The organism is Catenulispora sp. GAS73 (genome assembly GCF_041262085.1).
Taxonomy (GTDB): domain Bacteria; phylum Actinomycetota; class Actinomycetes; order Streptomycetales; family Catenulisporaceae; genus Catenulispora.
Genome location: NZ_JBGCCM010000012.1, coordinates 44696 through 68888 on the forward strand (window position 1 = coordinate 44696; position 24193 = coordinate 68888).

Sequence of the window (24193 nt, forward strand, 5' to 3'; positions counted from 1 at the left end):
CTACCGTTTGATCCCGCCGTGGAACCGGAAACCATAGCGATGGCTGACGAACAGGTACAAAACGATGACTGGAATCGAGTACAACAGAGAGAAGGCCGAGATGAGCGCGAGGTTCGGCTGGCCGCCCTCGGTATAGAAGGTGTAGAGCACCACCGAGGCCGGGTACTTGTCCGGGTTCCGGACCAGGATGTACGGGATCAGGAAGCTGCTCCAGACGTTCACCACGGCCCAGACCGTCACCGTGGCCAGGCCGGGCCGGATCATCGGCAGCACGATGTGCCGCATGATCTGGAACGGCGAGGCGCCGAACACCCGGGCCGACTCCTCGTAGGACTTCGGCGTGTTGTCGGTGAAGTCCTTCAGGATGAAGATCGCCGCCGGGATCAGGCCGCCGGTGAACACCAGGATCACCCCGACCCGGGAGTCGATCAGATGCAGTTTGAACGCCAGCTGGAACAGCGGCACCATCGCTGCCGTTCCGGTCACGATCGAGGACAACAGAAGGAGCGCGTAGAGGATGCCGTCGCGGCCCGGGACCCGGACCCGGCTCAGGGCGTACGCCGCCGCCGCTGCGAACCCCACTGTCAGCAGAGCCGTACCCCCTGCCAGCAGTAGAGAGTTCCACAGCGACGGCAGCGCATAGGGATCCTTCAGCAGGACCGAGAAGTTGTGAAGAGTAAACGAGCTTATGCTCACGTCCAGGGTCGGGTGCGCGTTGAACGGCGCCGACGCCAGCCACAGCATCGGCAGCGCGAAGAAGCCCAGCAGCACCGACAGGAACGTGTAGCGGCCGATCTTCGCCAGGGCCGCGCGCACGGTCGGATCTTTCATGCCGCCACCCGCTCCTGGCGTCGCTCCCGCAGCAGCCGCAGGTACACCAGCGCCACGACGAGATTGATCACCAGCATCAGCAACGAGATCGCGGCCCCCAGGCCCATCTGCCCGTCGAACAGCGCGGTCTGGTAGATGTACACCGGCAGGATCTCCGACTTCCCGTTCGGGCCGCCGGCGGTGATCTGGTACGGCGTGAAGTCGTTGAACGTCCACAGCGAGATCAGCAGCAGGTTGGTCAGGATGTGGCCGCGGATGTGCGGGAAGACCACGTCGCGCAGCTGCTGCCAGGAGTTCGCGCCGAACATCCGCGCCGTCGCCAGCTGCGAGGGCGGCACGCCGGTGAGCGCCGCGCTGTACAGCAGCATCGAGAACGCGGTGCCGCGCCAGATGTTGAACACGATGATGACGGCCATCGGGTGCTCGATCGCCCACGCCGTGCCGGGGGTGCGCAGCAGGGCGTTCAGCGTCCCGGCGTCGCGGTCCAGCATCGCCACCCACAGGAAGGCCACCACGGAGCTCGGCAGGATCCAGGCCAGCAGCACCAGCGCCTCGATCAGCCGCTTGAACCAGCCGGTGGCGTCGCGCAGCAGCCACGCGATGGTGAAGCCCAGCACGGCCTGCCCGATCACCGCCGAGACGATGACGTATTCGAACGTCAGCCACAGCGAGTGGTGGAACTCGGGGTCCTGGATGACGTTCGTGTAGTTCTGCAGGCCGACGCTGCGCGGATGGCGCGCGGCGAAGCCGGTGAGCCGGTAGTTCGTCGTGCCCAGATACAGGGTCCACAGCGCGGGGAAGACGAGGAACGCGGCGACGACGAGCAGGGCGGGCGCGGCGATCCCCGCCGCGCGCGCCCTGCCGAGCCCCGCGGGATCCTCAGGGACCCGGGGCGACGTCGCTCGCGCCAACGAGCGCCTCCAGCGCCTTCTCGTAGGCCGCCGCGGCGTCCGCCGGGCTCTTGCCCCCGACCACGTCCGCGACCGCCTTCTGGACCAGGTTCGACACGTCGTTGTACGCCGCCTGCGAGGGTCGGAAGTTGGTGACCGGCAGGACCTTCTCGGTGGCGAACTTCAGCATCGGGTCGTTGGCCAGGACTTCCTGGTTGACGTCGGTCCGCGCGGTGATCAGCGCCGCGCCGCCGATCCGGGACTCGGTCTCGGCCTTGGAGTTCAGGAAGGCCAGGAAGTCCCAGGCGGCCTGCGGGTACTTGGTCTTGGGGTTGATCGACCAATCGGAGCCGCCGGAGTAGGACACGAAGCTCTGGCCCTTCACGCCCGAACCCGCGGTCTCGGACGGGATCAGCGCGTACCCGACGGCGGTGTCGCGGTCGGCCATCGGCGCCGTGCCGCCCTTCGGATTCACGACAGAGCGCCACATGTAGTCGGACTCCGCGTAGATGCCGATCTTGTTCGCCGCGAAGTCGGTGAACGACTTGTCGCGGCCCTTGGCGTCCTCCTGGAGCACCGGGTCGCCGAATCCGCCGCCGTAGATCTTCTGGTAGAAGCCGAGGGCCGCCTTGAAGGCCGCGCCGGCCTGGATCCACTTGCCGCTGCTCCACAGCGAGCCGCCGGCCCCGGCCAGCAGCGGCAGGAAGCCCTGGATCGTGGTCGCCTCACCCATCGGGACGCCGCCGTCCCACTGCACCGGCGTGACCCCCGGAAGGGCCTTCAGCTTGGCGGCGGCGTCGTAGACGTCCTGCCAGCTCGTCGGCTGCCAGTCGGCCGGCAGTCCGGCCTGCGCGAACAGTTTCTTGTTGTAGAAGATGACGCGGGCGTCGGTGCCGTTCGGGACGCCGTAGCGCTGGCCCTGGTACTCACCGAGGGCCTGGACGGACTGCGAGATCTGGGACCAGCCGTCCCAGCTGTCGGCCTGGGAGCCGGCCACCGCGGTCAGAGGCTTGAGATACCCGGCGTCGGCGAACTCGCCGACCCAGATGCCGTCCAGGGCGAAGACGTCGTCGCCGGTGCCGGACTGCAGGTCCAGGGCGAGCTTGGACTTGTAGGAGGTGTCGTCGACGCCGTTGGGCCGGAACGTGACGTTCGCCGTGATCCCCTTGGCCGCCTCGGATTTCACGAAGTCCGGGATCAGGGTCTTCTGGATCCAGTTCGCCTCGTTGCTGTTCTTGCCGCCGGCGATGTCGTTGGCGGTGATCACCAGTGTGGGGTTCTTCGGCTGGTTCGCGGAGTTCACGTTGGCCGGCTTCGAGCCGGAGCCGGAGGAGGAACTGGAACAGCCGGCGACGAGGACGGCGGCCGCCGCGCCGATCGCCATCAGGGTTCGAAGATTTCTGGACTGTGCGGAATGTGCTCCCATCGGTGCCTCCGCGGGGGTCTCAGTGCTCGGTGACTGTGACTTCCAAGCTGTAGCGGGAGGCGCGGTAGATGTGGCTGCCGAACTCCACCGCCCGCCCGCCGTCGTCGAAAGCCGTGCGCTCCATGGTCAACAGAGCCGCGCCGCGCCGTTCCTCCAGCAGGGCCGCCTGCTCGGCGTCGGCGGTGCACGCGCCGATCCGCTGCCGGGCCACGCAGATGCGGATGCCCGCCTTGCGCAGCACCTCGTACAGGCCCCGGGTCTCCAGCAGCTCCACGGTCAACGGCGGTACCGGCTCGGGCAGCCAGTTCCGCATCACCGCCAGCGGCTCGCCCTGCGAGCGGCGCAGCCGCACCACCTTCGTCACCGGCGTGCCGGCCGGCAGCCCGAGCGCCGCGGCGGCCTCCGGCTCGGCCGGGACCCGGGCCAGCAGCAGCACGTCCGTCGCCGGGACCCGGCCGCTGCGGGCCAGGTCGTCGTGCAGGCTGGTGAGCTCCATCTCGCGCCGGACCGGCATCGGCAGGATCTGCGTGCCCACGCCGCGCCGCCGGACGATCATGCCGCGGTCCACGAGGTGGCCGATCGCCTGGCGCACCGTGGGCCGGGACAGCCCCAGCGACTCGGCGATCTGCACCTCGGAGTCCAGCTGGTCGCCCGGCGCCAGCTCGCCGGTGCGGATCGCCTCGGCGATCTGTTCGGCGACCTGGAAGTAGAGCGGGATCGGGGAGGAGCGGTCCACCTCGATCCGCGGTCGGATCCCCATGAGGGTCAGTATGCTGCGGTCACTTTGTCCGGACAACAGGTTGACCGGCGAACTCCGTCCTGCTATGCAGCTAGCGGGAGGCGGTATGACATCGGTCGGCGATACCACCATCGACATCACACCCGAGTCGGCGGGTTGGCGCTACGCGGGACTGAAGACCGCGACGTTCGGCGGTTCATATCAGTTCTTTACCGCAGAGGATGAGGCGTTAGTCCTGCCTTTGGCCGGTTCGTGCACAGTCAGGTGCGGTAGCGACGAATTCCTGCTGCACGGACGCGAGAACGTCTTCGCAGGGCCCAGCGACTTCGCTTACATTCCGCGGCGCGGCATGGTGCGGCTGACGGCGGTCGACGGACCGTGCCGCGTCGCGATTCCCACGGCGCGGGCCGAGGCGGACCTGCCGTTCCGGTACGGCGCGCGCGAGGCGGTGCCGGTGGAGCAGCGCGGAGCCGGATCGGCCGCGCGGACGCTGAACAACTTCTGCGCGCCGGAGTCCTTCGAGACCGACCGGCTGCTGGCGGTGGAGGTGATCACGCCGGGCGGCAACTGGTCGTCCTGGCCGCCGCACAAGCACGACGAGGACGTCGAGGGCGGGGAGCGCGCCAAGGAGGAGATCTACTACTACGAGGGCGGTCCGGGGTACCAGCGCGTCTACTCCTCGTCGGCCGGCGACATCGACGTGCTGCGGGAGATCGGGGCCGGGGACGTCGTGCTCATCCCGTACGGTTACCACGGGCCGTCGATGGCCATGCCGGGCTACGACTTGTACTACCTGAACGTGCTGGCCGGCCGGGACCGCGGGGCGGAGCGCTCGATGGCGTTCAGCGACGACCCGCGGCACGCGTGGATACGGCAGACCTGGAGCGCCTGAGGGGACGGCGCGTCCAGGTCCGACGCGTCTTCGGGATTCAGATGTCCTGGTTCAGATGATGCGGATCTCGTCGTTCGAGTGGTCGTGCCCGCAGTTGTCGCCTTCGTAGTGGTAGTCGCGCTGCCCGAGCTGCACCACCCGGAACGACTTGTGCTCGACGACCTTCTGCAGGTGCCGGAAGCCGCTGGCGCCGGCGGCCACCACGGCCAGGATCGCGGCCAGCACGGTGACCCCGATGACGGCGAAGCCGCCGGTCACGTGCCCGAACACGATCATGAACAGTGCCACCAGGATCGAGATCGGCACGGCTACCAGAAGCAGCACGGCGATCGTGGTGAGTAGGATCAACGGCTTGGCGGACGGGGCGTGGTCACCGTCGTGGCGGATCGTCGTTCTCATGGCCATGGCTAGTCCCTCTCGGCAGCGGCCCCAAAGACGCGTTGTATCGCGTTTAAAGTGTATCAACGAGGAGGGTGCCTCCGCCTGTTCCCGTTTCCGGCACCTATTCGGTCACACTGGGGATGTGATCTCGGACGTCGTCGACTCATTGTCCTGCCCGCATTGTGCCACCGCCTTGATCGTCGAGGGCTCTCCGGGGATGCGGTTGGTGTGTGAGGAGGGGCACGTCTTCGACGTCGCACGGCACGGCTATGTCTCGCTGCTGGCAGGTGGGGGAGCCGCTGGCACCGCCGACACCGCGGAGATGGTCGCGGAGCGTGCGGCGTTCCTCGGCGCCGGGCACTATGACGGGATCGCGGAGATGATCGCCGGGGTGGCGGCTGATAGCGCTTCGGTGGCGCCGGACGACAGCTGTGTGCTCGATCTCGGCGCGGGGACCGGCTACTACCTCGCGCGGGTCCTGAAGGCGGTGGACCGGCCGGGCATCGCGCTCGACATCTCCAAGCACGCCGCCCGCCTCGCCGCGCGGGCCCATCCGCGGATCGGCGCGGTGGTCGCGGACGCGTGGGCCGGGCTGCCGGTGCGTGGCCGGGCCGCGTCGGTGCTGCTCAACGTCTTCGCGCCGCGCAATCCGCGCGAGATGCGGCGGGTGCTGCACCCGGGCGGCCGGGCGATCGTCGTGGTGCCCGAGCCGGACCATCTCAGAGAGCTGATCGACGAGTACGGCCTGATGGCGGTCGACGACCGCAAGCCGGAGCGGCTGCGCGAGCAGTTCGCGGACCGGTTCACGGTCGAGGCCGAGCACACGTACCGGGCGACCCTCGCTTTGTCGGCGGCTGAGGTTGCGCAAGTCATCGGGATGGGGCCGAACGCCTGGCACGAGCGTGCCGGGGAGGTCCGATCGGGCGGTGCGGTGACGGTCGCCGTCCGTGCCTACGTCCTGTCTCCGATGTGAGCGTGCCACTATGTCCGGCATGCAGATCGCGATGACGAATGCCATTTCGGCCGGGACCGTCCACTACCCCGCCGGTGACGGCGCTGATATCGAGGCCTACCTGGCGATTCCGCAGGACGAGGCGCCGCGTGGCGGCATCGTGCTGATCCACCACCTGCCCGGGTACGACGAGGCGACGCGTGAGTACGCGCGGACGTTCGCGGTGCACGGGTACAACGCGGTGGTCCCGAACCTGTACAGCCGGGAGGGCGGGCCGGGGGTCTCGTACGAGGACGCTGCGGCTGCGGTGCGCGCGGATGGCGGCGTGTCGGACGAGCGGCTGATCGCTGATGTCGGCACGGCTGCGGAGTACCTGCGTGCGCTGTCTTCGGCGAACGGCAAGATCGGTGTCATCGGGCACTGCTCGGGCGGGCGTCAGGCGCTGCTCGCGGCGTGTGGGCTGGAGTTGCAGGCGGCCGTCGACAACTACGGGGCGTTCGTGATGGTGGACAGCCCGGAGTCGACGGGGCTGCGGGCGACGTCGCTGGAGGGGCGGCTGGCTGAGCTGTCGTGTCCGTTGCTCGGCAACTTCGGTGCGGACGACGGGTATCCGTCGCCGGAGGAGACGGCGCGGTTGGAAGCGGCGTTGGACAAGCTGGGGAAGACTTACGACTTCAAGACGTATGAGGGCGCCGGGCACGCTTTCTTCAACGTGAACCGGGTGTCGTACCGGCCGGAGGCGGCCATGGACGCTTGGGAGCGGATCTTCGAGTTCTACGGGGAGCACTTGTCATGAGGACGCCGCTTTCCCGGTCCCCGGGCCGTCTTCTCAGAGCCCTTCGAACAGTGCGCTGACCGATTCGCCGTTGTGGATCCGTCGCATCGCCTCGGCCAGTGCCGGGGCGATGGACAGGACGGTGAGCTTGTCCGACTCCTCGGTCGCGGGGATCGGCACCGTGTTGGTGCAGACGATCTCCTCGACGTCGGGCTGGTCGGACAGGCGCTTGAGGGCGCCGGCGGCGAACAGGCCGTGCGTGCAGGCCACTCGCACGCTGCGAGCGCCGAGGTCGCGCAGCCGGTCCAGGAGCTCCATGACGGTGCTGCCCTTGGCGATCTCGTCGTCGAGGACGATGACGTCGCGGCCCTTCACGTCGCCGATCACCGAGCTGATGGCGACGGTGTCACCGGCGAAGCGCTGCTTGGCGCCGGCCGCCACCGGGACGCCGAGCAGGCGCGCGAAGGCCGCGGCCTCCTTGGCGTTGCCCAGGTCGGGGGAGACGACGGTGGTGTTGGACAGGTCGTAGTCGCGGAAGTGCTTGGCCAGCTCACGCAGCGCGTTGAGGTGGTCGACCGGGACCGAGAAGAAGCCGTGGACCTGCGGGGAATGCAGCGTCATGGCCAGCACCCGGTCGGCGCCGGCGGCCACCATGAGGTCGGCGACCAGGCGTCCCCCGATGGAGATGCGCGGGGCGTCCTTCTTGTCGCTGCGGGCGTACGAGTAGTGCGGCACCACGGCGGTGATCCTCGCCGCCGAGGCGCCGCGGGCCGCGTCGCACATGAGCAGGAGCTCGACCAGGTGCTCCTGGACCGGCGCGACCAGCGGCTGGACCAGGAACACGTCGCGCTCGCGGCAGTTGGCCTGGAGCTGGACCTCCAGGCAGTCGTTGGCGAAGCGGATGGTGCGCACCGGGTTCAGTGAGGTCTCCAGGTGCGCGCAGATCTCCGCGGCCAGGGTCGGATGGGCGCTTCCGCTGAACACTGCGATGTCGCGCATGTGTGCATGGTAGCGATCTCCCACCCGGGCGGATCAACTGCCCTGCGGGCGTCCTTAGGAGGTCCCACCGGCCGGAGGGCGGTTCTGACCTTGCGATCCGGGCTGCTGGGCGCTCTGCTGAGCGGCTTGAGGAGCGGCCGCGTTCGCTGTGCCGGACGAGCTGGCCGTGGCAGCCGTGGCGCCCTCGGGAAGGTGGCCCTCCGGCGTCATCGCATCGACGACCTGCGGCAGCGTCGCCGCCATGGTCTGCGCGGCCTCCTCGTGACTCATGCCGAGCGTGTTGGCGACCTGCGCGATCTGCTCGTGCCCGAGGGCCTGCGTGATCTCCTCCCCGCTGACCGGCTGATTCGGCTGCTCGGAGCTGACCCACGACTTCGCCTGCGACCCGAGCCCACCACCCTTCAACTGCTCCATGAGCTTCGACAGACCGCCCCCGGCGACCAACCCACCGATCATCGGCGCGAGCTTCTGCAGCATCCCACTACTGAGCAGCCCACCAAGCCCACCGGCGCCACCGGCGGGCGCGGCACCCATCGCCTGCGCGGGCTGCTGCCCCTGCTCACCAGCCTGCTGCTCCTGCGGCGCAGCCTGCTGCCCCTGCTTCCCCATCAACTGATTCAGCAGCGAATTGATGTCGAAACCTGCCATGACGCGCGCTCCTGACGCTCGGGCCGCGCCCGCCCGGCGGCCACGCACCGCCGCGCCCCACGACCCAGCCTCGGGCAGGGTGGGTGCACGCGCCAGTCGGGAGGCGCGGGGGCTGGTGGGGATGGGGCGGCGCGCGCTGCGGGGCTCGCGTGGGCCGGGGCTGGCAGCGACTTGCAGGTCGGAGGCGCTGGCGCCCGGGACCGCGGCCGGTCAGGTGTGCGGCGCGGGAGCGGGCCGGCCTGGGCTGCGGGCGCGCCGGAGGTGCGGGTCGCCGAATGCGGGCCGGTAAGGCAGCGGGGTAGGCGATTTGGGCGCGGCCGGCTGCTGGCGGCGGGGCTGGGGCGCAGGTCACCGGGATGTCGGCCGATCGGAGGTGCGGCGCCTGATCCGGTGCGTGGCTAGCTGCCGGGCCGGGTCGGCGCTGCAGGGTGCGGCGCGGATCCGGGGCGCGGATCTGGCTGGCTGCTGGGCCTGGTCGGCGCTGCGAGGGCGCGTTGCGGCGGCGAGCGTGGCCGGTGAGTGGTGCGGCCCGGATCTGGGGCGCGGATCTGGCCGGCTGCCGGGCCGGGTCGGCGCTGCGAGGGTGTGGCGCGGTTCCGGGGCGCAGCTCCGGCTGGCTGCTAAGCCTCGCTGGCCGATCCGGTCGCGGGCGGGCTTGGGTCGCAGGTCACCGGGATGCTGGCCAGTCAGCGATGCGGCGCGCAACTTTGGTGCGCGGCTGGCTAGCGGGCCGGTTGTCGCTGCTCGATGCGCGGGTTGTGCGGTCGTAGTCTGTGCTGGTGCTGGTGCTGGTGCTGGTGCTGGTGCTGGTGCTGTGCGAACCTGCACCCTACCCCCGCCGCCCGGTCCGCTGGGCATCCTTCACCAGTTCGGCGGCCTTCTCGCCGATCACCATCGACGGGGCGTTCGTGTGACCCCGGATGATCGTCGGCATCACTGAGGCGTCCGCCACGCGCAGGCCTTCGGTGCCGCGGACGCGTAGCTGGGGGTCGACCACCGAGGTCGCGTCGGTGCCCATGCGGCAGGTGCCGACCGGGTGGTAGAGGGTTTGGGCGTAGCGGCGGATCGATGCCTCGTGGAGTTCCGGGCCGGACATGCCGGGGAGGAGCATGTAGCCGTCGCCGAAGGGGGCTAGTTGGGGTGTTGCCGCGATCTGCTCGCAGAGGGCCATGCCTCGGGTCAGGGTTGCGTAGTCCAGGCCGTCGGGGTCGGTCAGGTAGGCCGGGTCGATTCTTGGGGCCGCGGTGGGGTCGAGGGTGGACAGGGTGATGGTGCCGTGGGAGCGGGGCTTCTGCAGTACCGCGCTTATCGTGTAGCCGTGCTCCTTCGGGCGGGTCAGGCCCTCGTCGAGGAAGGCCACCGGGGCGAACAGGACCTCGATGTCCGGCTGGTCGAGGCCTTCCTCGCTCTTGGTGAACAGGTACGCCTCGCCGACGTTCGACGTCAGTGGCCCCTCGTGCCGCGCCAGGTAGCGCGCGAAGCCGGCCGGGGTGCGGCCGCTGATCAGCGACTTGGCGTTCTTCGTCTTCACCACGATGCCCGCGGCCAGGTGGTCCCGAAGGTTGCGGCCGACCTCCGGGAGGTCGGCCACCAGCTTCACGCCGCGCTGCTTCAGGTGCTCCGCCGGCCCGACGCCGGAGAGCATCAGCAGCTGCGGGGTGTTCACCGTGCCGCCGCACAAGATCACCTCGCGGCGCGCCGCCAGCGAGCCGACCCGTCGGCCGTCCAGGTAGCGCACGCCGGTGGCGCGGCGGTCGTGGAACAGCACCCGCGTCGCCAGTGCCCCCGTGTACACGACCAGGTTGGGGCGCGCGCGTGCCGGCTTCAGATACGCGTCGGCCGCCGACCACCGGCGGCCCGCGTGCTGCGTCACCGCCGTCTGCACGCCCGGCATCCCCAGCGCCGCGCACGCCTCAAGAAAACGCCCCGTCAACGTATGCGGCGAACGCTGCCGCTCCACCCGCACCGGCCCGGACGCCCCGTGGGCGGTGCCGTCCGGCGCGGCCGTGAAAGTCTCCACCCGGCGCAGCGCGGCCGCGACCGCCTCCGGCCCCCACTCGGAGCCGGCAGCCGCGGCCCACTCCTCGTAGTCCGCCGCGAACCCGGTCACCCACATCATCGCGTTGATCGACGACGACCCGCCGAGCATCCGCCCCCGCGGCCAGAAGATCCGCCGCCCGCCGAGCTGTGGCTGGTTCACCGTCCGGTACGCCCAGTCCAGCTTGCTCTCGAACAGCTCGGAGAACGCCGCCGGAATGTGAATCAGCGGATTGCGATCCGCGGGCCCGGCCTCCAGCAACGCCACCCTGCACCCCGGGTCCTCCGACAGCCGCGCGGCCACCGCGGAACCAGCGGAGCCGGCTCCGACCACCACGTAGTCGTAGACACTGCCGGTATCGGTCCGTGCGTCGTCGGTGGCCATGTCTATGACGTTAGACCTGCGACGACTCCGTGAGTAGCCCCGCACCCCGCACGCGCACCCCCGCCGGGAGCATGCCCTCCGGCACGCTCTCCAACGCCGTGAGAATGGCTTGCGCCAGGTCATAAGCCGCCTGCGCGGTCAGCTCCACCGCGATCCGCGCCGACGGCCCGCGCTCGGGATTGCGCAGGTCGATGTTCAGCGTGTGCTCGTCCATGGCGTGCACCGGATGGTCGTAGTACACGCTCGCCTCGGTGACGCGGATCCACCCGGGAGTGCCCTTGGCGCTGCCTGTCACCGCCAGCTTGAACGTCTGATAGGTACACATCGGAGCTGGATCCTCGCAATCGGTAGTACACACACCAGTTGTAGACATACGATGACGCTCTGCATTCGCCTGCCGAGCGGAGGGGATCCCCGTGTTCCGTCATGCGATACGCCAGAAGTCCCCTGGCGAACGATTATCCAGCCTAGCCAGCATCGAAGAGCTTTCCGACGAGGCCGAACGTTTCCTGCACCAGTGCTACACCGAACTGGACCGCACCGCCGAACTCCCCGCCCGCTGCCGCGCGGTGGCCGCCGCGATCCGCGCGGACGCGACCTACGACCACACCTTCGCCGAACTCGAATACGGCGCCCGAGTCGCGTGGCGCAACTCCTCCCGCTGCATCGGCCGCCTCTACTGGCAGTCGCTCAGGCTGCGCGACCGGCGCGCGACCGACAGGCCCCTGCGAATCGGCGAAGAGTGCGTGGGCCACCTGCGCGAAGCCACGAACGACGGCCGCATCCGGCCCACCATCACGGTTTTCGCGCCGGACCGCCCCGACCGTCCGGGCCCGCGCATCCGCAACGAACAGCTCATCCGCTACGCCGGATACCGCGTCGACGACGGCGGCCCGCCAGAGCACGGCAAGACGCTCCCGGCGCCGCGCGCACTGCCCAGCATCGTCGGGGATCCGCGCAACATCGCCCTGACGGACAGCGTCCGCGCCCTCGGCTGGTACGGCCACGGCACCGCCTTCGACATCCTCCCGCTCGTGATCGAAGCGGAGGGCTACCGGCCGTACGTCCACGTGCTCCCGCAGGACTGCGTGCTGGAAATCCCGCTGTCCCACCCCCGCCACCCCTGGTTCGCCGACCTGGGCATCCGCTGGCACGCCGTGCCCGCGATCAGCGACATGTGCCTGGAGGTCGGCGGCCTGCACTACTCCTGCGCGCCGTTCAACGGCTGGTACATGGGCACTGAGATCGGCTCCCGCAACCTCGCCGACGCCGACCGCTACGACCTGCTCCCGGCCGTCGCGGCCAACCTCGGCCTGGACACCACGACCGACCGCACGCTCTGGCGCGACCGGGCCCTGGTCGAGCTCAACGTCGCGGTACTGCACTCCTACGAACAAGCCGGCGTCACGATGACCGACCACCACACCGAAGCGCACCGGTTCCTGAAACACGTCGCCAAGGAGGAACGCGCCGGACGGGTGTGCCCGGCCGAGTGGTCGTGGATCGTGCCACCCTTGTCCGGCGGAGCCACGGCGGTGTTCCACCGGTACTACGACGAGGCGGACGTCCGGCCGAACTTCGTCCGGCACGGCCCCGAAGGCCACGGCCCTGAAAGGCACGGCCCCTGAGAGAACCGGGCAACCCCGCCCCCGCCCCGCCGCGTTAGCAGGGATGGCGCCCGCCCGGGCGCCCTACAACGACGGGGGGCGAAGGTGCGAGAACCGGACGGTTTCCGGGAGTTCCTCGCGGCGCGCCAGTCAACTCTGCTGCGCGCCGCGTGGCTCCTGACCGGAGACGCGCATCTGGCCGAGGACCTGCTGCAGACGGCCCTGGTCAAGGTGCTGCCGCGGTGGGAGCGGCTGGCGCGCGACGGGGCGGTCGAGGCCTACCTGCGCAAGACCATGGTCACCACCGCCACGTCCTGGTGGCGCCGGAAGTGGCACGGCGAGGTGCCCTCGGGCCACCTCCCGGGGCCGGCGGCGGGGCGCACGTCGTGGGAGCCGGCGAACGGGATCCTGACCTCCGACGGGGGATTCGAGGCCGTGGACGACCGCTCCGTGCTCGCCGCGGCGCTCCGCTCGCTCCCGCCGCGGCAGCGCGCCGTCGTCATGCTGCGCTACTACCTCGACATGTCCGAGGCCGAGACCGCGGCGCTGCTGGGCTGCAGCAACGGCACCGTGAAGAGCCAGAGCTCGAAGGCGCTCGCCACCCTGCGCACCCGGCTGTCCCGAACCCAGCGAGCCCAGGAGGTCTCGGTATGACTTCTGAGAACGACTTCGAGGACGAGCGCGACCTGCCCGAAGACGAACCCGGACGGTCCGAGGACGAGCTGGTCCGCGCCCTGCTCGTGACCGCACTGCCCGACTTCCCGACCACCGTGGCGCTCGGTGACCGCGCGCTGGCCGGCGCCGCACGCCGGCGCGCGCGGGCTCGGACGTTCGGCGGCGTCGGCGCGATCGCCGTGGTCGCGGGCTGCGTGTTGGCGGTCGCGCCGCTGGCCGGGTGGGGCGGTCACCGGCCCGGAACCGCCGACGTCGGCAACGCCGTCGCCGCGGCCGGGACGCCCTCGACGCCCCCGGCACCGCTCCCGTCGTCGCCCTCGCGTTCGTCGCCGACCTCGCGGCCCGTCCTACCGCCACCGTCGCAGCCCTCGACGACGCTGGTCGTCCAGCCCTGGACCAACTCGCCGAAGCAGCAGGCCGCCGAACGCGTGGCCAACGCGCTGCAGGACGGCCACGACAACGCCTACATGGGAGTCCTTCTCATCTCCGACAACAACCCGATCCTCGTCTATCGCAAGCCGGGCATCGACTCGACGCTGGAACACGACGCGACCCAGGCCGCGTACCCGTTCAGCGTGGTGTTCCGCGACAGCGTCCTGGACGCTTCCGAGCAGTGGTTCCTGGGGCACCGGATGGACCAGGACACGGCCTACTGGAAGAGCCGGGGCGTGACGTTCGGCACCGCGCTGGAGAACGACGGCACGATCGCGATCTACACCTCCGACCCCGGCACCGTCGTGCCGCTGCTGGAAGCGCACTACGGCTACGACGGGAAGGTGTTCGTGGGGCGGGAGTGGAACCCCACGCCGGCGTCCGTGCCGAGCTCAGGCAGCTAGCAGCTAGCAGCTAGCAGCGACCGGCGGCGACTAGCGGCGACCGGCGGGCGACTGGCTGCGACCTGCGGCGACCAGAGGCGCCTACAGGTACAACCCCGTCCCCGTGTCGTCCCCGGTGGACGCGACCGGCTCGCTCCCGTCCCGCGCCGCGATCAGCTCGGCCAGCGTCAGCCCGCCGATCGCCGTCCCGCCGCCGCCCCCGCCGCGCCCCAGGCGCGCCGCGGTGACCCGCGCCGGGTCCGTCCCCTCGCGCTCCAGCCAGGCCAGGGCCTCGGTGCGGGGGAGCGGGCCGACCTCGATCTGCGCCAGGCAGCGCCCCGGCCTTATCACCGCCGGGTGCAGGCTTGCCAGATTCTCGTTCGTGGTGATCGCGACCAGCACGTCGCGGCCCTGGCCGAGCAGGCCGTCGGTGAGGTTCAGCAGCCGGGACAGGGCCTGGCCGCTGGTGGCCTTGGCCTCGCCGCGGATCAGCTCGTCGCAGTCTTCGAGCAGCAGCAGGCGCCAGCGGCGGCGGTTCTCCTCGTCCTCGCCGTGCCCGTGGTACTCCACTCCCATCGCCACCTCCATGAGGTAGCCGGGGGAGGAGAACAGCGCGTCGGGGTCCAGGACGTAGTCGACCTGGCACCAGTCGCGCCACTCGCGGGCCAGGGTGCGCAGAGCCGTGGTCTTGCCGGTGCCCGGGGCGCCGTGCAGCAGGATCATGCGGCCGGCGGCCTCGGTGCGGCGGACCGCCATCAGCTTGTCCATCGCGGTGGCGGCCGAGGCGGCGTAGTTCTTGCGGACGACTTCCCACGGCTCGGCCGTGATGGTGCGCACCGTGCGGTAGGGGCCGCGCTGCGGAGCGGCGTACCAGAAGCCGACCGAGACCTTCTCCTCTTCCGGCTCCTCCTCGGCCGCCACGCCGTCGGTGGCCTGGTCGAGGATCTTGGTGGCCAGCTCGGGGGTCTCGGCGACCACGGTGACCTCGCCGCCGCCGCTGGACCAGCGCACCGAGCGCGCGGTCCAGCCGGGGCCGGCGGTCAGGCAGGACTCGCGCTTGTCCTCCACCACCGAGCGCAGGACCTCGCCCTCGGCCGGGACCAGGGTCGCGTCTTCGCGCAGCGCGTCCAGCCGGGCGTGGCGGGCGTGCGGCTGCAGGCCGGTGGTGAACGGCGTCAGCAGCAGCGCGTCCACGACGTCGTAGGGGGTGTCGGAGTCGTCGATGGTCACCCGGAAGGGCAGCCGGTCCCCGGGATCGCCCACCGGGCGCTTGTCGGTCGCCGGGTGCTTGTCCTGGGTCGGTGTCTCCTTCGCCGGTGTCTCCTTGCCCGGTGTCTCCTTGGTCTTGTCGTCGGGGTCTGGGGCCGGTCGCGTGGCAGGCCCCTGAGGGCGCTGGCGGGGCAGCGTCATGTCCTCGATGATCCCGCCCCGGGACGTCCGGCCACAACACGTTTGTCGAGGTTCATGCGTGATGGGCGTGCCGCGAGGGTGGTTTTACCCGCACTTTGCCGAGCCGGGGACCGGTCCCGCGGGCGCCGAAGATACGATGACCGACCATGAGCTCGCCCGATCACCACTCACCTTGGGGGACGCCCCAGTCATCGTCCGGTGCCGCCGGTGGCGCGCAGCCGCCGTTCGGGCCGGGGCAGGACCCGGCCCAACCGCCGTATCTCGCGCCGCAGTCGTCGTCGCCGCAGGACCCCGGGCAGCCTGCGCCGCCGTCGATGATGTCGCCTTACGGAGTGCCGCTGTCCGGCGGGCCGGAGGGACCCGGCGGATACGGCCCCAACGGCTACGGCCCCGGTGACGGCGGCCCCGGGGGACCCGGCCGCAACCGCAGGACCCTGCTCGTCTCGGTCCTGGCCGTGGTGGCCGTGGTCGGCATCGGCGGCACGGTGGCCTATATGAGCCGCGACACCTCGAAGCACGACAAGACGTCCCTGGCCGGCGCCGGGGCCTCGGTGACCGGCAGCTCCAGCGGCGGCGGCGACGGCTCGGCGGTCTTCGCCAACGGCGGCGGCAAGCCCGACGGCGACAGCATGGCCGCGGGCCCGTCGAGCAACGGCGCGCAGGGTGCGAATCTCCAGGGCTCCCCGACCTCCTCGACCGTGGCCTCCGGCTCCACGACCGGCGGCCAGCAGGGCCAGACCAGCACCTCGAACGGCGGCACCACCACGACGCCCGGCGGCCACCCGGTCACGTCGACCCACCCGGGCGGCCCGGCGACCTCGGCCCCCGGCGCCCCGGCGCCCACCGGTTCCAAGCCGAACACCCCGGTCACCACCACCGCCGCACCGCCGAAGCCGAGCACCGCGGCCGCGCCGTCCAGCGACTGCACGTACCTGGACCTGCCGGCCTCGCAGATGCCCACCATCAAGGAGGGCTCGGGCAACGTCAACGCGGTCAAGGAACTCCAGTGCCTCCTCAAGAAGTCCGAGCTGGGCATCAAGCCGCTGGTGATCGACGGCTCCTGGGGCTCGGCCACGCAGTCGGCGATGACCGCATTCCAGGGCTGCAACAACTCCCCGACCGTGCACTCGCCGGGTGGCACGCCGCCTTACCCGAAGCTGACCGTGGACGGCGTCGCCGGTCCGCAGACGTGGGCGGACCTGTACTTCTGGGACAACCAGTACTTCAACGGGACCGCGTACTACTGCAACGGCACGCGCTGACCGCCGGGAAAACTGGCGCTCCTGCTTGATGTGTGGGTGTGGGTGGCTGGGGTGTGGTGGTGCGGTTTGTTTGTGGGTTGACAGTCAAGGGCGTTTTTTGACGGCTTCGCGCGGGTTTAAGAAGGATCCGCTGGGTGGCGCAGTTCGGTGGTGTGCCTGGCGTGGCGTTGGCGGCCGGCGGTTGTCCGTGTGCACGACCGCGCACCGGTCCGGGTCACTGCGCACACGTTGCGTGGGCGGCGATCGTCGAGCGTGGTGGGCGCCTGAAGTCAAAAGCAGGGCCTCCGGCGGCGCCTGCGCGGCGAGCGGCACTCGCTCCGGGGAGGGGGGTCGCGCTGTGTGCCGGCGGACGCTGCTTGTGGTCGCCTTGTCCGGGGAACCCGGGACAACCCCGCCTGTGGGAAGGGTTCCCGCACCTCCGGCTCGATGGCTCACCGCCACCTGTGCCTGCCGAGTGGACCCCGTCCACACCACAGGAGGGATCCGGGACTCGGCGACCAACACTCAAACCGCCGCCGACGCGGGGGGTTGGGATCCCTCAGACCTGTGCGCGGTCGTGGACACGAACACCGCCAGCCGCCAACACCACGCCAGGCACACCACCGAACTGCGCCACCCAGCGGATCCTTCTTAAACCCGCGCGAAGCCGTCAAAAAACGCCCTTGACCGTCAGCCCACAAACAAACCGCACCGCACCCACCCACCACCGACACCCACACACAGGTCAGCAGCGCCGGGAAATCCCCACCACGGCGCGGATGACGGCATCCGCGCCGCGGTGGTAGGCATGACCCCGTGGGTGTGCCTCTGCTGATCTTCATAGGTTTCCTGGTGGTCATCATGGCTGCCGGGATCGTCGCCAACGTCCGGCGCCGGCGGGCGCTGGTCGCGATGGCCGCCGTCAAGCGCTGGGACCTGGCCAAGAACGACCGGCGGCTGCCGGGTACGTTCGGCGGACGGCCGTTCGCCTCCGGGCACGGCCGCGTCGCGCGGATCGTGTTGCGCGGACGGCACAATGGCCGCGCGGTCCTCGTGATCGACTACGAATACAAGACCCCGGGTAGCGACGGCGACGACACCCACCACTACTGGGCCGCCTGCGTCGACGATCTGCCCGCGCCGTTGCCCGCGCTGGAAGTCGTGGCGCGCGCGTCCCGAGAGAACAAGAACACCGGCCCCGGCATCCTGGCCGGCGCGCCGGAGTTCCTCCGCGGCGATCCCGCCTTCGATCAGCGCTATCTGGTCACCGCCGCGAGTGATCAGCTGGCCGCCGACATCCTGGACCCGAAGGTGCTCCGGCTGATCGCGTCCTGGCCGGACTTCTCCTGGCGGATCGAGGGAACCAGGTTGCTGACCTGGGGCAAGGGCAAGGTGAAGCCGCACTGGGTGGAGACCTGTCTCAACATGTTGGTGGCGCTCGCGGAGGCCGTGCCGGAGGAGGTGTGGCGTACGGCTCGCGGCTGATCCGTCCCCGGCCGCCCCGTTCGACCCGTCTGTCATGGGATGATCAGGTGTCATGACGGCTCAACACCTCCTTTTCCTGCTGGGCGTCCCGTTCTTCTCCGTCGTGGTGTCCGCGCTCGCCCGGCGTTTCGACCTCAGCGGTCCGCTCGTGCTGGTCGTCGTCGGGCTGCTGGTGTCGATCGCCCCGTTCATCCCGGACTACGACCTCGAACCCGAGTTCGTGCTGATGATCCTGCTGCCCCCGCTGCTGTACCAGGCGGCCGTGGAGACGTCGGTGCCGTCCCTGCGCGAGAACTGGTCGGCGGTGCTGATCCTGTCGGTGGCGATGGTGCTGGTCACAACGCTGCTCACCGGGTTCGCGATGCACTGGCTGATCCCGGGGATGCCGCTGCCGGTGGCGTTCGTGCTGGGGGCGGTGCTCGGTCCACCCGATACGGTCGCGGCGATCTCCATCGCGAAACGCTTGGGACTGCCGCGCCGGACCGTCGACGTGCTGGTCGGCGAGGGGCTGTTCAACGACGCCACCGCGCTGACCGCGTTCCGGATCGCGCTGGCCGCCGCGGTGGGGGAGACCGTCACGGTCTTCGACGCGGTCGGGCGGTTCGTGCTCTCCGCCGCCGGGGGCATCGTGATCGGCGCGGTGGTGGCGATGGTGTGGGACCCGATCCGTTTCCGGATGCGCGATCCGCGCGCCGAGAGCGCGATCTCGCTGATACTGCCCTTCGTCGTCTACATCACGGCCGAGGCGGTGCACGTCTCCGGTGTCATGGGCGTCGTCATCCTCGGTCTCTACCTCGGCCACCGCCGGGTCCGCGCGGGATACGCGACGCGGATGCTGGACACCGCGTTGTGGGACGTGATCGTCGAGATCTTGGAAGCCACGGTCTTCGCCTTGATCGGCCTCCAGCTGATCCCGATCCTGCGCGACGTGGACAACTGGGGGGCCTGGCAGCTGATCGGCTATGGACTGGCAGCCTTCACGATCGTGGTGCTGGCGCGGTTCGGCGGGGTTTACACGTTCGGCTACATCGGCGGCTTCCTGGTCCGACATCTGCGCCGCAACGCGCCGCTCGCGCCTCCACCACCTCAGACGCGGACGCCGAGGATCCTGTTCGTGGTCGGCTGGGCCGGGATGCGCGGTGTGGTCTCGCTGGCCGCGGCGGCCGCGATCCCGTTGACCGACAACCACGGCGGGCCGCTTCCGGACCGTGAACTGGTCCAGTTCCTGACGTTGTTCGTGGTGCTGGCGACGCTCATCGTGCAGGGCCTGACCCTGCCGCCGCTGATCCGCCGGCTCGGCGTCGAGGCCACGGAGGAGGTGAAGGAGGACGCGTTCGCGTACTGCAGCGCGATGGGGACGGCGGCCAACGCCGGGCTGGCGCGGCTGGACGAGTTGGAGGCCATGCTGCCGGACCCGGCCGTGGACCGCATGCGCGACCAGGCGCGGTGGCGCGGCGACAAGGCCAAGAAGTACGCCATGCAGGTCGCGTCCGGCGGGCCGAGCGCCAGCGCGGCGGCGGTCGAGGACGCGCGGCGGTCGATGCTGGACGCCGAGCGCGCGGCGATCGAGCATCTGCGGGACCTGCGGGAGATCAACGACGACGTGTATCGCCGGGTGCTGCACCAGCTGGACCTCGAAGAGGCGTACATGGAGCGGCGGTAGGTTCGTCTGGTTCCGGTTCTCGGGTGAATCAGTGCCCGAGCATCATCGAGACCAGCTTGACCGCCACCAGTACGGTCGCCACCGCGAGGTACCCCCGCAGCACGGTCAGCCCGATCCGGGTGCCGACCGAGAACCGGACCTGGCCGAGGTGCTCCAGCGGCGGCGTCCGCCACTCGTCGCGGCCCGAGCGGTCGATGACCTCGGCGACGTAGTCCGGGGCGCGCCGCACCCGCAGGGCCTTGACACCCATCCACGCGCCGAACCCCAGCGCGACGACTCCGCACCCGCCGAGGATCGCCTCGATCTGTCCGGCGGTGATGTTCTGGTCCAGCACCGAGCCGGTCAGCACCAGCGACAGCGCCACCAGGACGGCGATCACCGTGCCGGTGAAGACCGTGGTCTTGCGGTTGTTGACCCAGGGTCCGAGGACTTCCTTGTCCACGCACAGCAGCAGCAGGTACACCGACGCCGAGGGCAGCAGCACGCCGGCCAGGGCCTGCACGCCGACCGTCAGCACGCCCTGCACGTGGTCGCTGGCCACCAGCACGATCACCGCGGCGAAGGCGATGATCCCGGCGTAGACCGCGTAGAAGCCCTTGGCCTGCTTCACACCGCGGTGCAGCGAGTGGTTGATCTTCAGGCAGTCGCCCATCGCGTAGGCGGTGGACAGCGAGACCGCGAAGGCGCCGATGATCGAGGCGTCCAGCAGCGCCACGGCGAACATGTCGCCGAGGACCCGGCCGCCGTAGACCGTGAGACCGCGGGCCACGTCGGCGGCGTCGGTGTACGACCCGGCCAGGTGCGCCGCCGCCACCGCGCCCAGGCCGATGGTCGCCGCCGCGCCGACCACGACCACGACGATGCCGATGCCCAGGTCGGCCTTCTCGTACTTCATGAAGCGCGGGGTGATGCGCTTGTCGATGACGTAGCTCTGCTGGAAGAACAGCTGCCAGGGCGCGACCGTGGTGCCCACGATGCCGATCACGACCAGCATCACGGTGGCCATCTGGCCCGAGCCGCCGGGCAGCACCGGGGTGATGAAGCCGTGCGTCATCGCCCCCGCGCTCGGGTGCGCCATGATCGAGATCGGGATCAGCAGCAGCGAGCCCACGCACAGGGTCAGCGCGATCCGCTCGAACCGCTGGAACGAGCCGCTCATCGCGGCCGCCACGATGATCAGCGCGGCCATGACGACGGAGGGTACCTTTGGCAGCCCGAGGTAGCTGGTCGCCAGCGTGATCCCGATGAACTCGGTGACCAGCGTCAGGGCATTGAGGATGAACAGGTCGATGACGCTGAACGCGCCCCAGAACTTCCCGAACCGCTCGAAGATCAGGCGGGCGTGGCCGACGCCGGTGACCGCGCCCAGGCGCAGCACCATCTCCTGGTTCACGTACAGGACCGGGACCAGCAGCAACAGCGTCCACAGCAGCTTCGTGCCGTAGTCGTGGCCGGCCTGGCCGTACGTGGCGAAGGCGCCGGCGTCGTTGTCGCCGACCATCACGATCAGCCCCGGGCCGACGATCGCCAGCAGGGTCTTGAGCTTGGCCGACAGGCCCGGGCGGGTGTCGTGGTCGCCGAGCTTGATGGTGCCGAACGCACCCTTGATGTCGCCGACGTGCGCGTCGTCTAGGACTGCGCCGTGACGGTGCGTGTCGCGGGCTTCGCTGTTCAGCGTGGCCGTGGTCATGGAACACCCCCTGTTGCCGAGTAGGAGCGGCTGGTCGGGAGGCACGCGTCCACCCCGCCGGAAGCGGTGGGGCCGGGGCCCCGGTGCGGCCGGGTGGTGGCAGGGAACTGATGCGGTTAACGCGCGCCGAGGGAAGGACGGTGGGCTGGGTCGTGCGCGATGCGGGGCCGATCGTGGCCCGACCTACTACCAGGTTTCATCGCTACCACCTCCCTGCCCGCCGCGGCGCCGCGGCGCCTGTGTCTCGCGCGGTTCCGCCCGAGGGGGCGGACCGGTCCTACTCGACACCTCGGGGAGGTCAGCCCGGGAGAGTCCCGATCGCCCCGCCGAATCACGGCAAGGCCAAGACGAGTCCCGGCCACCTCTCTCGTCAGAGCTTCGGCACTTCACGGCGTAGCGTCAGCTGCGCAGCCACTTGGGATCACCCCTTAATCCGAGGAGATCTGTCCTGATCCGGAGGGTCTCTCGACCGATGGGATCAGTGGCCTTTGTCCGTGAAGACGCCTCACCGAACGAGGTGTCCTAACGGAAACAAAGCATCCTCTAGCGGTGTGGGACTGTCAACTCACCTCGTCACAGGTGGGTAACGATATGGATACGGCGGCAACCGGAACGAGCGGTCGAAACGTTTGCGGGTATCAGGGTGTGGTCTGTTGTGGCCTGGCACGATCGCGTTCGGCGTCAGGGCCGCCGGAGTCGTCCGGGGATTATTACAAACTGCGGGACTGCCGCTGGAACGGTGTCATCGGATACCGCGCATAGCATGCAAGCGTGTTTAGAGAGCCGATGACGACAGCACGTCTGGTGCTGAAACCCTTAACAGAATGCGACGCAGAGGAGATGGTCGGGGTGCTCGGCGCCCCGGAGCTCTATACGTTCATCGGCGGAGAGCCGCCAACCTTGGAAGCTCTGAGGGCGCGTTACGCGCGCTTGGCCGTGGGGCATTCTCCAGACGGTTCGCAAGAGTGGGTGAACTGGATCGCGCGGCGCGCCGAAGACGGCGTGGCGGTCGGCACCGTGCAGGCGACGGTGACCGACGGCGGCCGGCACGCGGACGTGGCCTGGGTCGTCGGCGCGGCGTGGCAGGGCCGCGGGTACGCGGTCGAGGCGGCGTCGGCGCTGGTGGCGTGGCTGCGGGAGTGCGGCGTGGCGGAGATCGGCGCGAACATCCATCCTGGGCACACGGCCTCGGCCCGGGTGGCCGAACGGATCGGCCTGGCGCCGACCGGCGAGCTGGACGACGAGGGCGAGCAGCTCTGGCGCGCGCAGGGTGCGCCGGGGCGGACGACGGTGGACGAGCATCCCGAACGGACGGAGAAGACCCGGTGATCGAGCTGAAGACGCCGCAGGAGATCGAGAAGATGGCGGTCACCGGCCGGTTCGTGGGCGAGACCCTGGCCGAGCTCGCCGAGCTGGCCCGCCCCGGCGTGAACCTGATGGACCTGGAGCAGCGCGCGCGGCGCCGGATCAAGGAACGCGGCGCGGTGTCCTGCTACTGGGACTACGCGCCCTCGTTCGGCCGCGGCCCGTTCCGCAATGTCATCTGCCTGTCGGTCAACGACGCGGTCCTGCACGGCTTGCCGCACAAGTACACGCTGCGCGACAGCGACGTGCTGACCCTGGACTTCGCGGTCTCGATCGACGGCTGGGTCGCGGACTCGGCCCGCACGGTGATCGTCGGCACGCCCCGCCCGGAGGACGTCCGTCTGGTGGAGTCCACCGGCGTCGCGCTGGAGGCGGGCATCGCCGCCGCGAACCCGGGCGCCAAGCTCGGCGACATCTCGGCGGCGATCCAGGCGGTCGCGACGGAGTACGGCTACCCGGTCAACATGCAGTTCGGCGGCCACGGCCTCGGCCACACGATGCACGAGGACCCGCACGTCGCGAACGCCGGCCGCCCGGGCCGCGGCCTGGTGCTGCGTCCGGGGCTGACGCTGGCGCTGGAGCCGTGGTGGTCGGCGACGTCGAGCGAGATCTTCACCGACCCGGACGGCTGGACGCTGCGGTTTCAGGACGGCTCGCGCGGGTCGCATTCGGAGCACACGATCGCGATTACCGAGGACGGGGCTCGGGTGCTTACCCGGGTGGATTGAGATTTCGGGTTCGGTGATTGTTCGTGGTCGGCGCCGGCTTGGTCGGCGCCGATTTCCTTTTGTTTTCTTCAGCTCACCAGATCTGGCGTGAAGTAGTCGCGCACCTGGGCGATCTTGCCATCACGGATGCGGAAGATCTGCACGAGAGAGACGACAGTGTCTTGCTCGTTCGAGCCTTCCCCGCTGTCGAAAACCATGTCGATCTCGGCGATGAACACGTCGGGATCGGCGGTGGTGTGCAGGACGAATCCGGACTTCTCGAAATTGGGGGAGCGGTCGTCCTTCGGCAGCCGTTCGTAGTACGCCGCCATTCCGTCGCGGATCTCCTCGCGGCCTACCAGCCTCCGCGGGAAGGCGGCGCCGGCGGGCACGAGGGGCGCTTCGTAGACGCCGTCCTCGGTGAAGTTCTCGGCGAGGGCGTCGGGGTTCCGGGTCATGGCGCCGGCGTAGATGTAGCTCTGGAAGATCTGCTGCGGCGTTCGGGACATGGCCCCATCATCACAGCGGGGTGCGCCGGGTTCCTGTGATTTCGGTGTCTCCCCGGTTGACCTGGTTGACA

Annotated in this window: 23 protein-coding genes and 1 riboswitch; of the genes, 11 read left to right on the forward strand and 12 right to left on the reverse strand. The window is 70.0% G+C overall.

The window, feature by feature from the left end:
• From ABH935_RS19375 to ABH935_RS19390, 4 genes are read right to left on the reverse strand one after another with little or no spacing between them, the layout of a single operon-like run.
• Positions 1-831, reverse strand: coding sequence for a carbohydrate ABC transporter permease (locus ABH935_RS19375; RefSeq protein WP_370379305.1), 831 nt, complete (start codon positions 829-831; stop codon positions 1-3).
• Positions 828-1742, reverse strand: coding sequence for a carbohydrate ABC transporter permease (locus ABH935_RS19380; RefSeq protein ID WP_370379306.1), 915 nt, complete (start codon positions 1740-1742; stop codon positions 828-830). The genes ABH935_RS19375 and ABH935_RS19380 overlap by 4 nt, the downstream gene beginning before the upstream one ends.
• Positions 1711-3147 carry an extracellular solute-binding protein gene (locus ABH935_RS19385; protein WP_370379307.1) on the reverse strand — a complete coding sequence of 479 codons (1437 nt, stop codon included), beginning with the start codon at positions 3145-3147 and terminating at the stop codon, positions 1711-1713. Before ABH935_RS19385 ends, ABH935_RS19380 begins: the two co-directional genes overlap by 32 nt.
• Before the next feature lie 19 nt (positions 3148-3166).
• Positions 3167-3907, reverse strand: a complete 741-nt coding sequence (locus ABH935_RS19390) for a GntR family transcriptional regulator (protein ID WP_370379308.1) — start codon at positions 3905-3907, stop codon at positions 3167-3169.
• An 85-nt stretch (positions 3908-3992) separates the two neighbouring features.
• Between ABH935_RS19390 and iolB the strand changes: the two genes are divergently transcribed.
• A complete protein-coding gene (gene iolB, locus ABH935_RS19395) occupies positions 3993-4778 on the forward strand; it encodes a 5-deoxy-glucuronate isomerase (RefSeq protein ID WP_370379309.1) in 786 nt (261 codons plus the stop codon).
• Positions 4779-4829: 51 nt separating this feature from the next.
• On the opposite strand, the gene ABH935_RS19400 is transcribed toward iolB, so the two are convergent.
• Positions 4830-5183 (reverse strand): hypothetical protein, encoded by a 354-nt coding sequence (locus ABH935_RS19400; RefSeq protein ID WP_370379310.1) that lies wholly within the window; start codon positions 5181-5183, stop codon positions 4830-4832.
• A 118-nt stretch (positions 5184-5301) separates the two neighbouring features.
• Between ABH935_RS19400 and ABH935_RS19405 the strand changes: the two genes are divergently transcribed.
• Together ABH935_RS19405 and ABH935_RS19410 are read left to right on the forward strand one after the other, a co-directional pair.
• The gene (locus tag ABH935_RS19405; RefSeq protein WP_370379311.1) at positions 5302-6132 is read left to right on the forward strand and encodes a putative RNA methyltransferase; all 831 of its coding nucleotides are present in this window, start codon (positions 5302-5304) and stop codon (positions 6130-6132) included.
• Positions 6133-6142: 10 nt separating this feature from the next.
• Complete coding sequence (locus tag ABH935_RS19410; protein ID WP_370379312.1) at positions 6143-6907, forward strand: dienelactone hydrolase family protein; 765 nt, start codon at positions 6143-6145, stop codon at positions 6905-6907.
• A 33-nt stretch (positions 6908-6940) separates the two neighbouring features.
• Here the strand turns inward: ABH935_RS19410 and ABH935_RS19415 are convergent, their stop codons facing one another.
• From ABH935_RS19415 to ABH935_RS19430, 4 genes are all read right to left on the reverse strand, one after another.
• A complete protein-coding gene (locus ABH935_RS19415) occupies positions 6941-7885 on the reverse strand; it encodes a ribose-phosphate diphosphokinase (protein WP_370379313.1) in 945 nt (314 codons plus the stop codon).
• Positions 7886-7939: 54 nt separating this feature from the next.
• Positions 7940-8533: a YidB family protein gene (locus ABH935_RS19420; protein ID WP_370379314.1), complete on the reverse strand. Its 594-nt coding sequence runs from the start codon at positions 8531-8533 to the stop codon at positions 7940-7942.
• A gap of 829 nt (positions 8534-9362) precedes the next feature.
• Positions 9363-10955, reverse strand: a complete 1593-nt coding sequence (locus ABH935_RS19425) for a GMC family oxidoreductase (protein WP_370379315.1) — start codon at positions 10953-10955, stop codon at positions 9363-9365.
• A 10-nt stretch (positions 10956-10965) separates the two neighbouring features.
• A complete protein-coding gene (locus tag ABH935_RS19430; RefSeq protein ID WP_370379316.1) occupies positions 10966-11280 on the reverse strand; it encodes a DUF6295 family protein in 315 nt (104 codons plus the stop codon).
• A gap of 91 nt (positions 11281-11371) precedes the next feature.
• On the opposite strand from ABH935_RS19430, the gene ABH935_RS19435 reads away from it, so the two are divergent.
• From ABH935_RS19435 to ABH935_RS19445, 3 genes are all read left to right on the forward strand, one after another.
• Positions 11372-12583, forward strand: a complete 1212-nt coding sequence (locus ABH935_RS19435) for a nitric oxide synthase oxygenase (protein WP_370379317.1) — start codon at positions 11372-11374, stop codon at positions 12581-12583.
• An 84-nt stretch (positions 12584-12667) separates the two neighbouring features.
• Positions 12668-13216, forward strand: coding sequence for a SigE family RNA polymerase sigma factor (locus tag ABH935_RS19440; protein WP_370379318.1), 549 nt, complete (start codon positions 12668-12670; stop codon positions 13214-13216).
• Positions 13213-14073, forward strand: coding sequence for a hypothetical protein (locus ABH935_RS19445; protein ID WP_370379319.1), 861 nt, complete (start codon positions 13213-13215; stop codon positions 14071-14073). Before ABH935_RS19440 ends, ABH935_RS19445 begins: the two co-directional genes overlap by 4 nt.
• 81 nt (positions 14074-14154) lie before the next feature.
• On the opposite strand, the gene ABH935_RS19450 is transcribed toward ABH935_RS19445, so the two are convergent.
• Positions 14155-15462 (reverse strand): DUF5925 domain-containing protein, encoded by a 1308-nt coding sequence (locus tag ABH935_RS19450; RefSeq protein WP_370379320.1) that lies wholly within the window; start codon positions 15460-15462, stop codon positions 14155-14157.
• A 146-nt stretch (positions 15463-15608) separates the two neighbouring features.
• On the opposite strand from ABH935_RS19450, the gene ABH935_RS19455 reads away from it, so the two are divergent.
• The 3 genes from ABH935_RS19455 to ABH935_RS19465 all read left to right on the forward strand — a co-directional run bounded on the left by ABH935_RS19455 (position 15609) and on the right by ABH935_RS19465 (position 19851).
• Positions 15609-16724 carry a hypothetical protein gene (locus ABH935_RS19455; RefSeq protein ID WP_370379321.1) on the forward strand — a complete coding sequence of 372 codons (1116 nt, stop codon included), beginning with the start codon at positions 15609-15611 and terminating at the stop codon, positions 16722-16724.
• Positions 16725-17519: 795 nt separating this feature from the next.
• Entirely contained in the window at positions 17520-18188 is a 669-nt protein-coding gene (locus ABH935_RS19460) for a hypothetical protein (RefSeq protein ID WP_370379322.1), read from the forward strand.
• 52 nt (positions 18189-18240) lie between these two features.
• Complete coding sequence (locus tag ABH935_RS19465) at positions 18241-19851, forward strand: Na+/H+ antiporter (protein ID WP_370379323.1); 1611 nt, start codon at positions 18241-18243, stop codon at positions 19849-19851.
• A gap of 28 nt (positions 19852-19879) precedes the next feature.
• On the opposite strand, the gene ABH935_RS19470 is transcribed toward ABH935_RS19465, so the two are convergent.
• Entirely contained in the window at positions 19880-21541 is a 1662-nt protein-coding gene (locus ABH935_RS19470; protein ID WP_370379324.1) for an NRAMP family divalent metal transporter, read from the reverse strand.
• A 355-nt stretch (positions 21542-21896) separates the two neighbouring features.
• A riboswitch (M-box (ykoK) riboswitch) is annotated at positions 21897-22065 on the reverse strand.
• A 262-nt stretch (positions 22066-22327) separates the two neighbouring features.
• Between ABH935_RS19470 and ABH935_RS19475 the strand changes: the two genes are divergently transcribed.
• Positions 22328-22870, forward strand: coding sequence for a GNAT family N-acetyltransferase (locus tag ABH935_RS19475; RefSeq protein WP_370379325.1), 543 nt, complete (start codon positions 22328-22330; stop codon positions 22868-22870).
• A complete protein-coding gene (gene map, locus ABH935_RS19480) occupies positions 22867-23634 on the forward strand; it encodes a type I methionyl aminopeptidase (protein ID WP_370379326.1) in 768 nt (255 codons plus the stop codon). The genes ABH935_RS19475 and map overlap by 4 nt, the downstream gene beginning before the upstream one ends.
• Positions 23635-23702: 68 nt before the next feature.
• Here map and ABH935_RS19485 read toward each other — a convergent pair whose 3' ends face one another.
• On the reverse strand, positions 23703-24122 hold the full coding sequence (locus tag ABH935_RS19485; RefSeq protein WP_370379327.1) for a nuclear transport factor 2 family protein: 420 nt from the start codon (positions 24120-24122) through the stop codon (positions 23703-23705).
• Between the last annotated feature and the right edge of the window lie 71 nt (positions 24123-24193).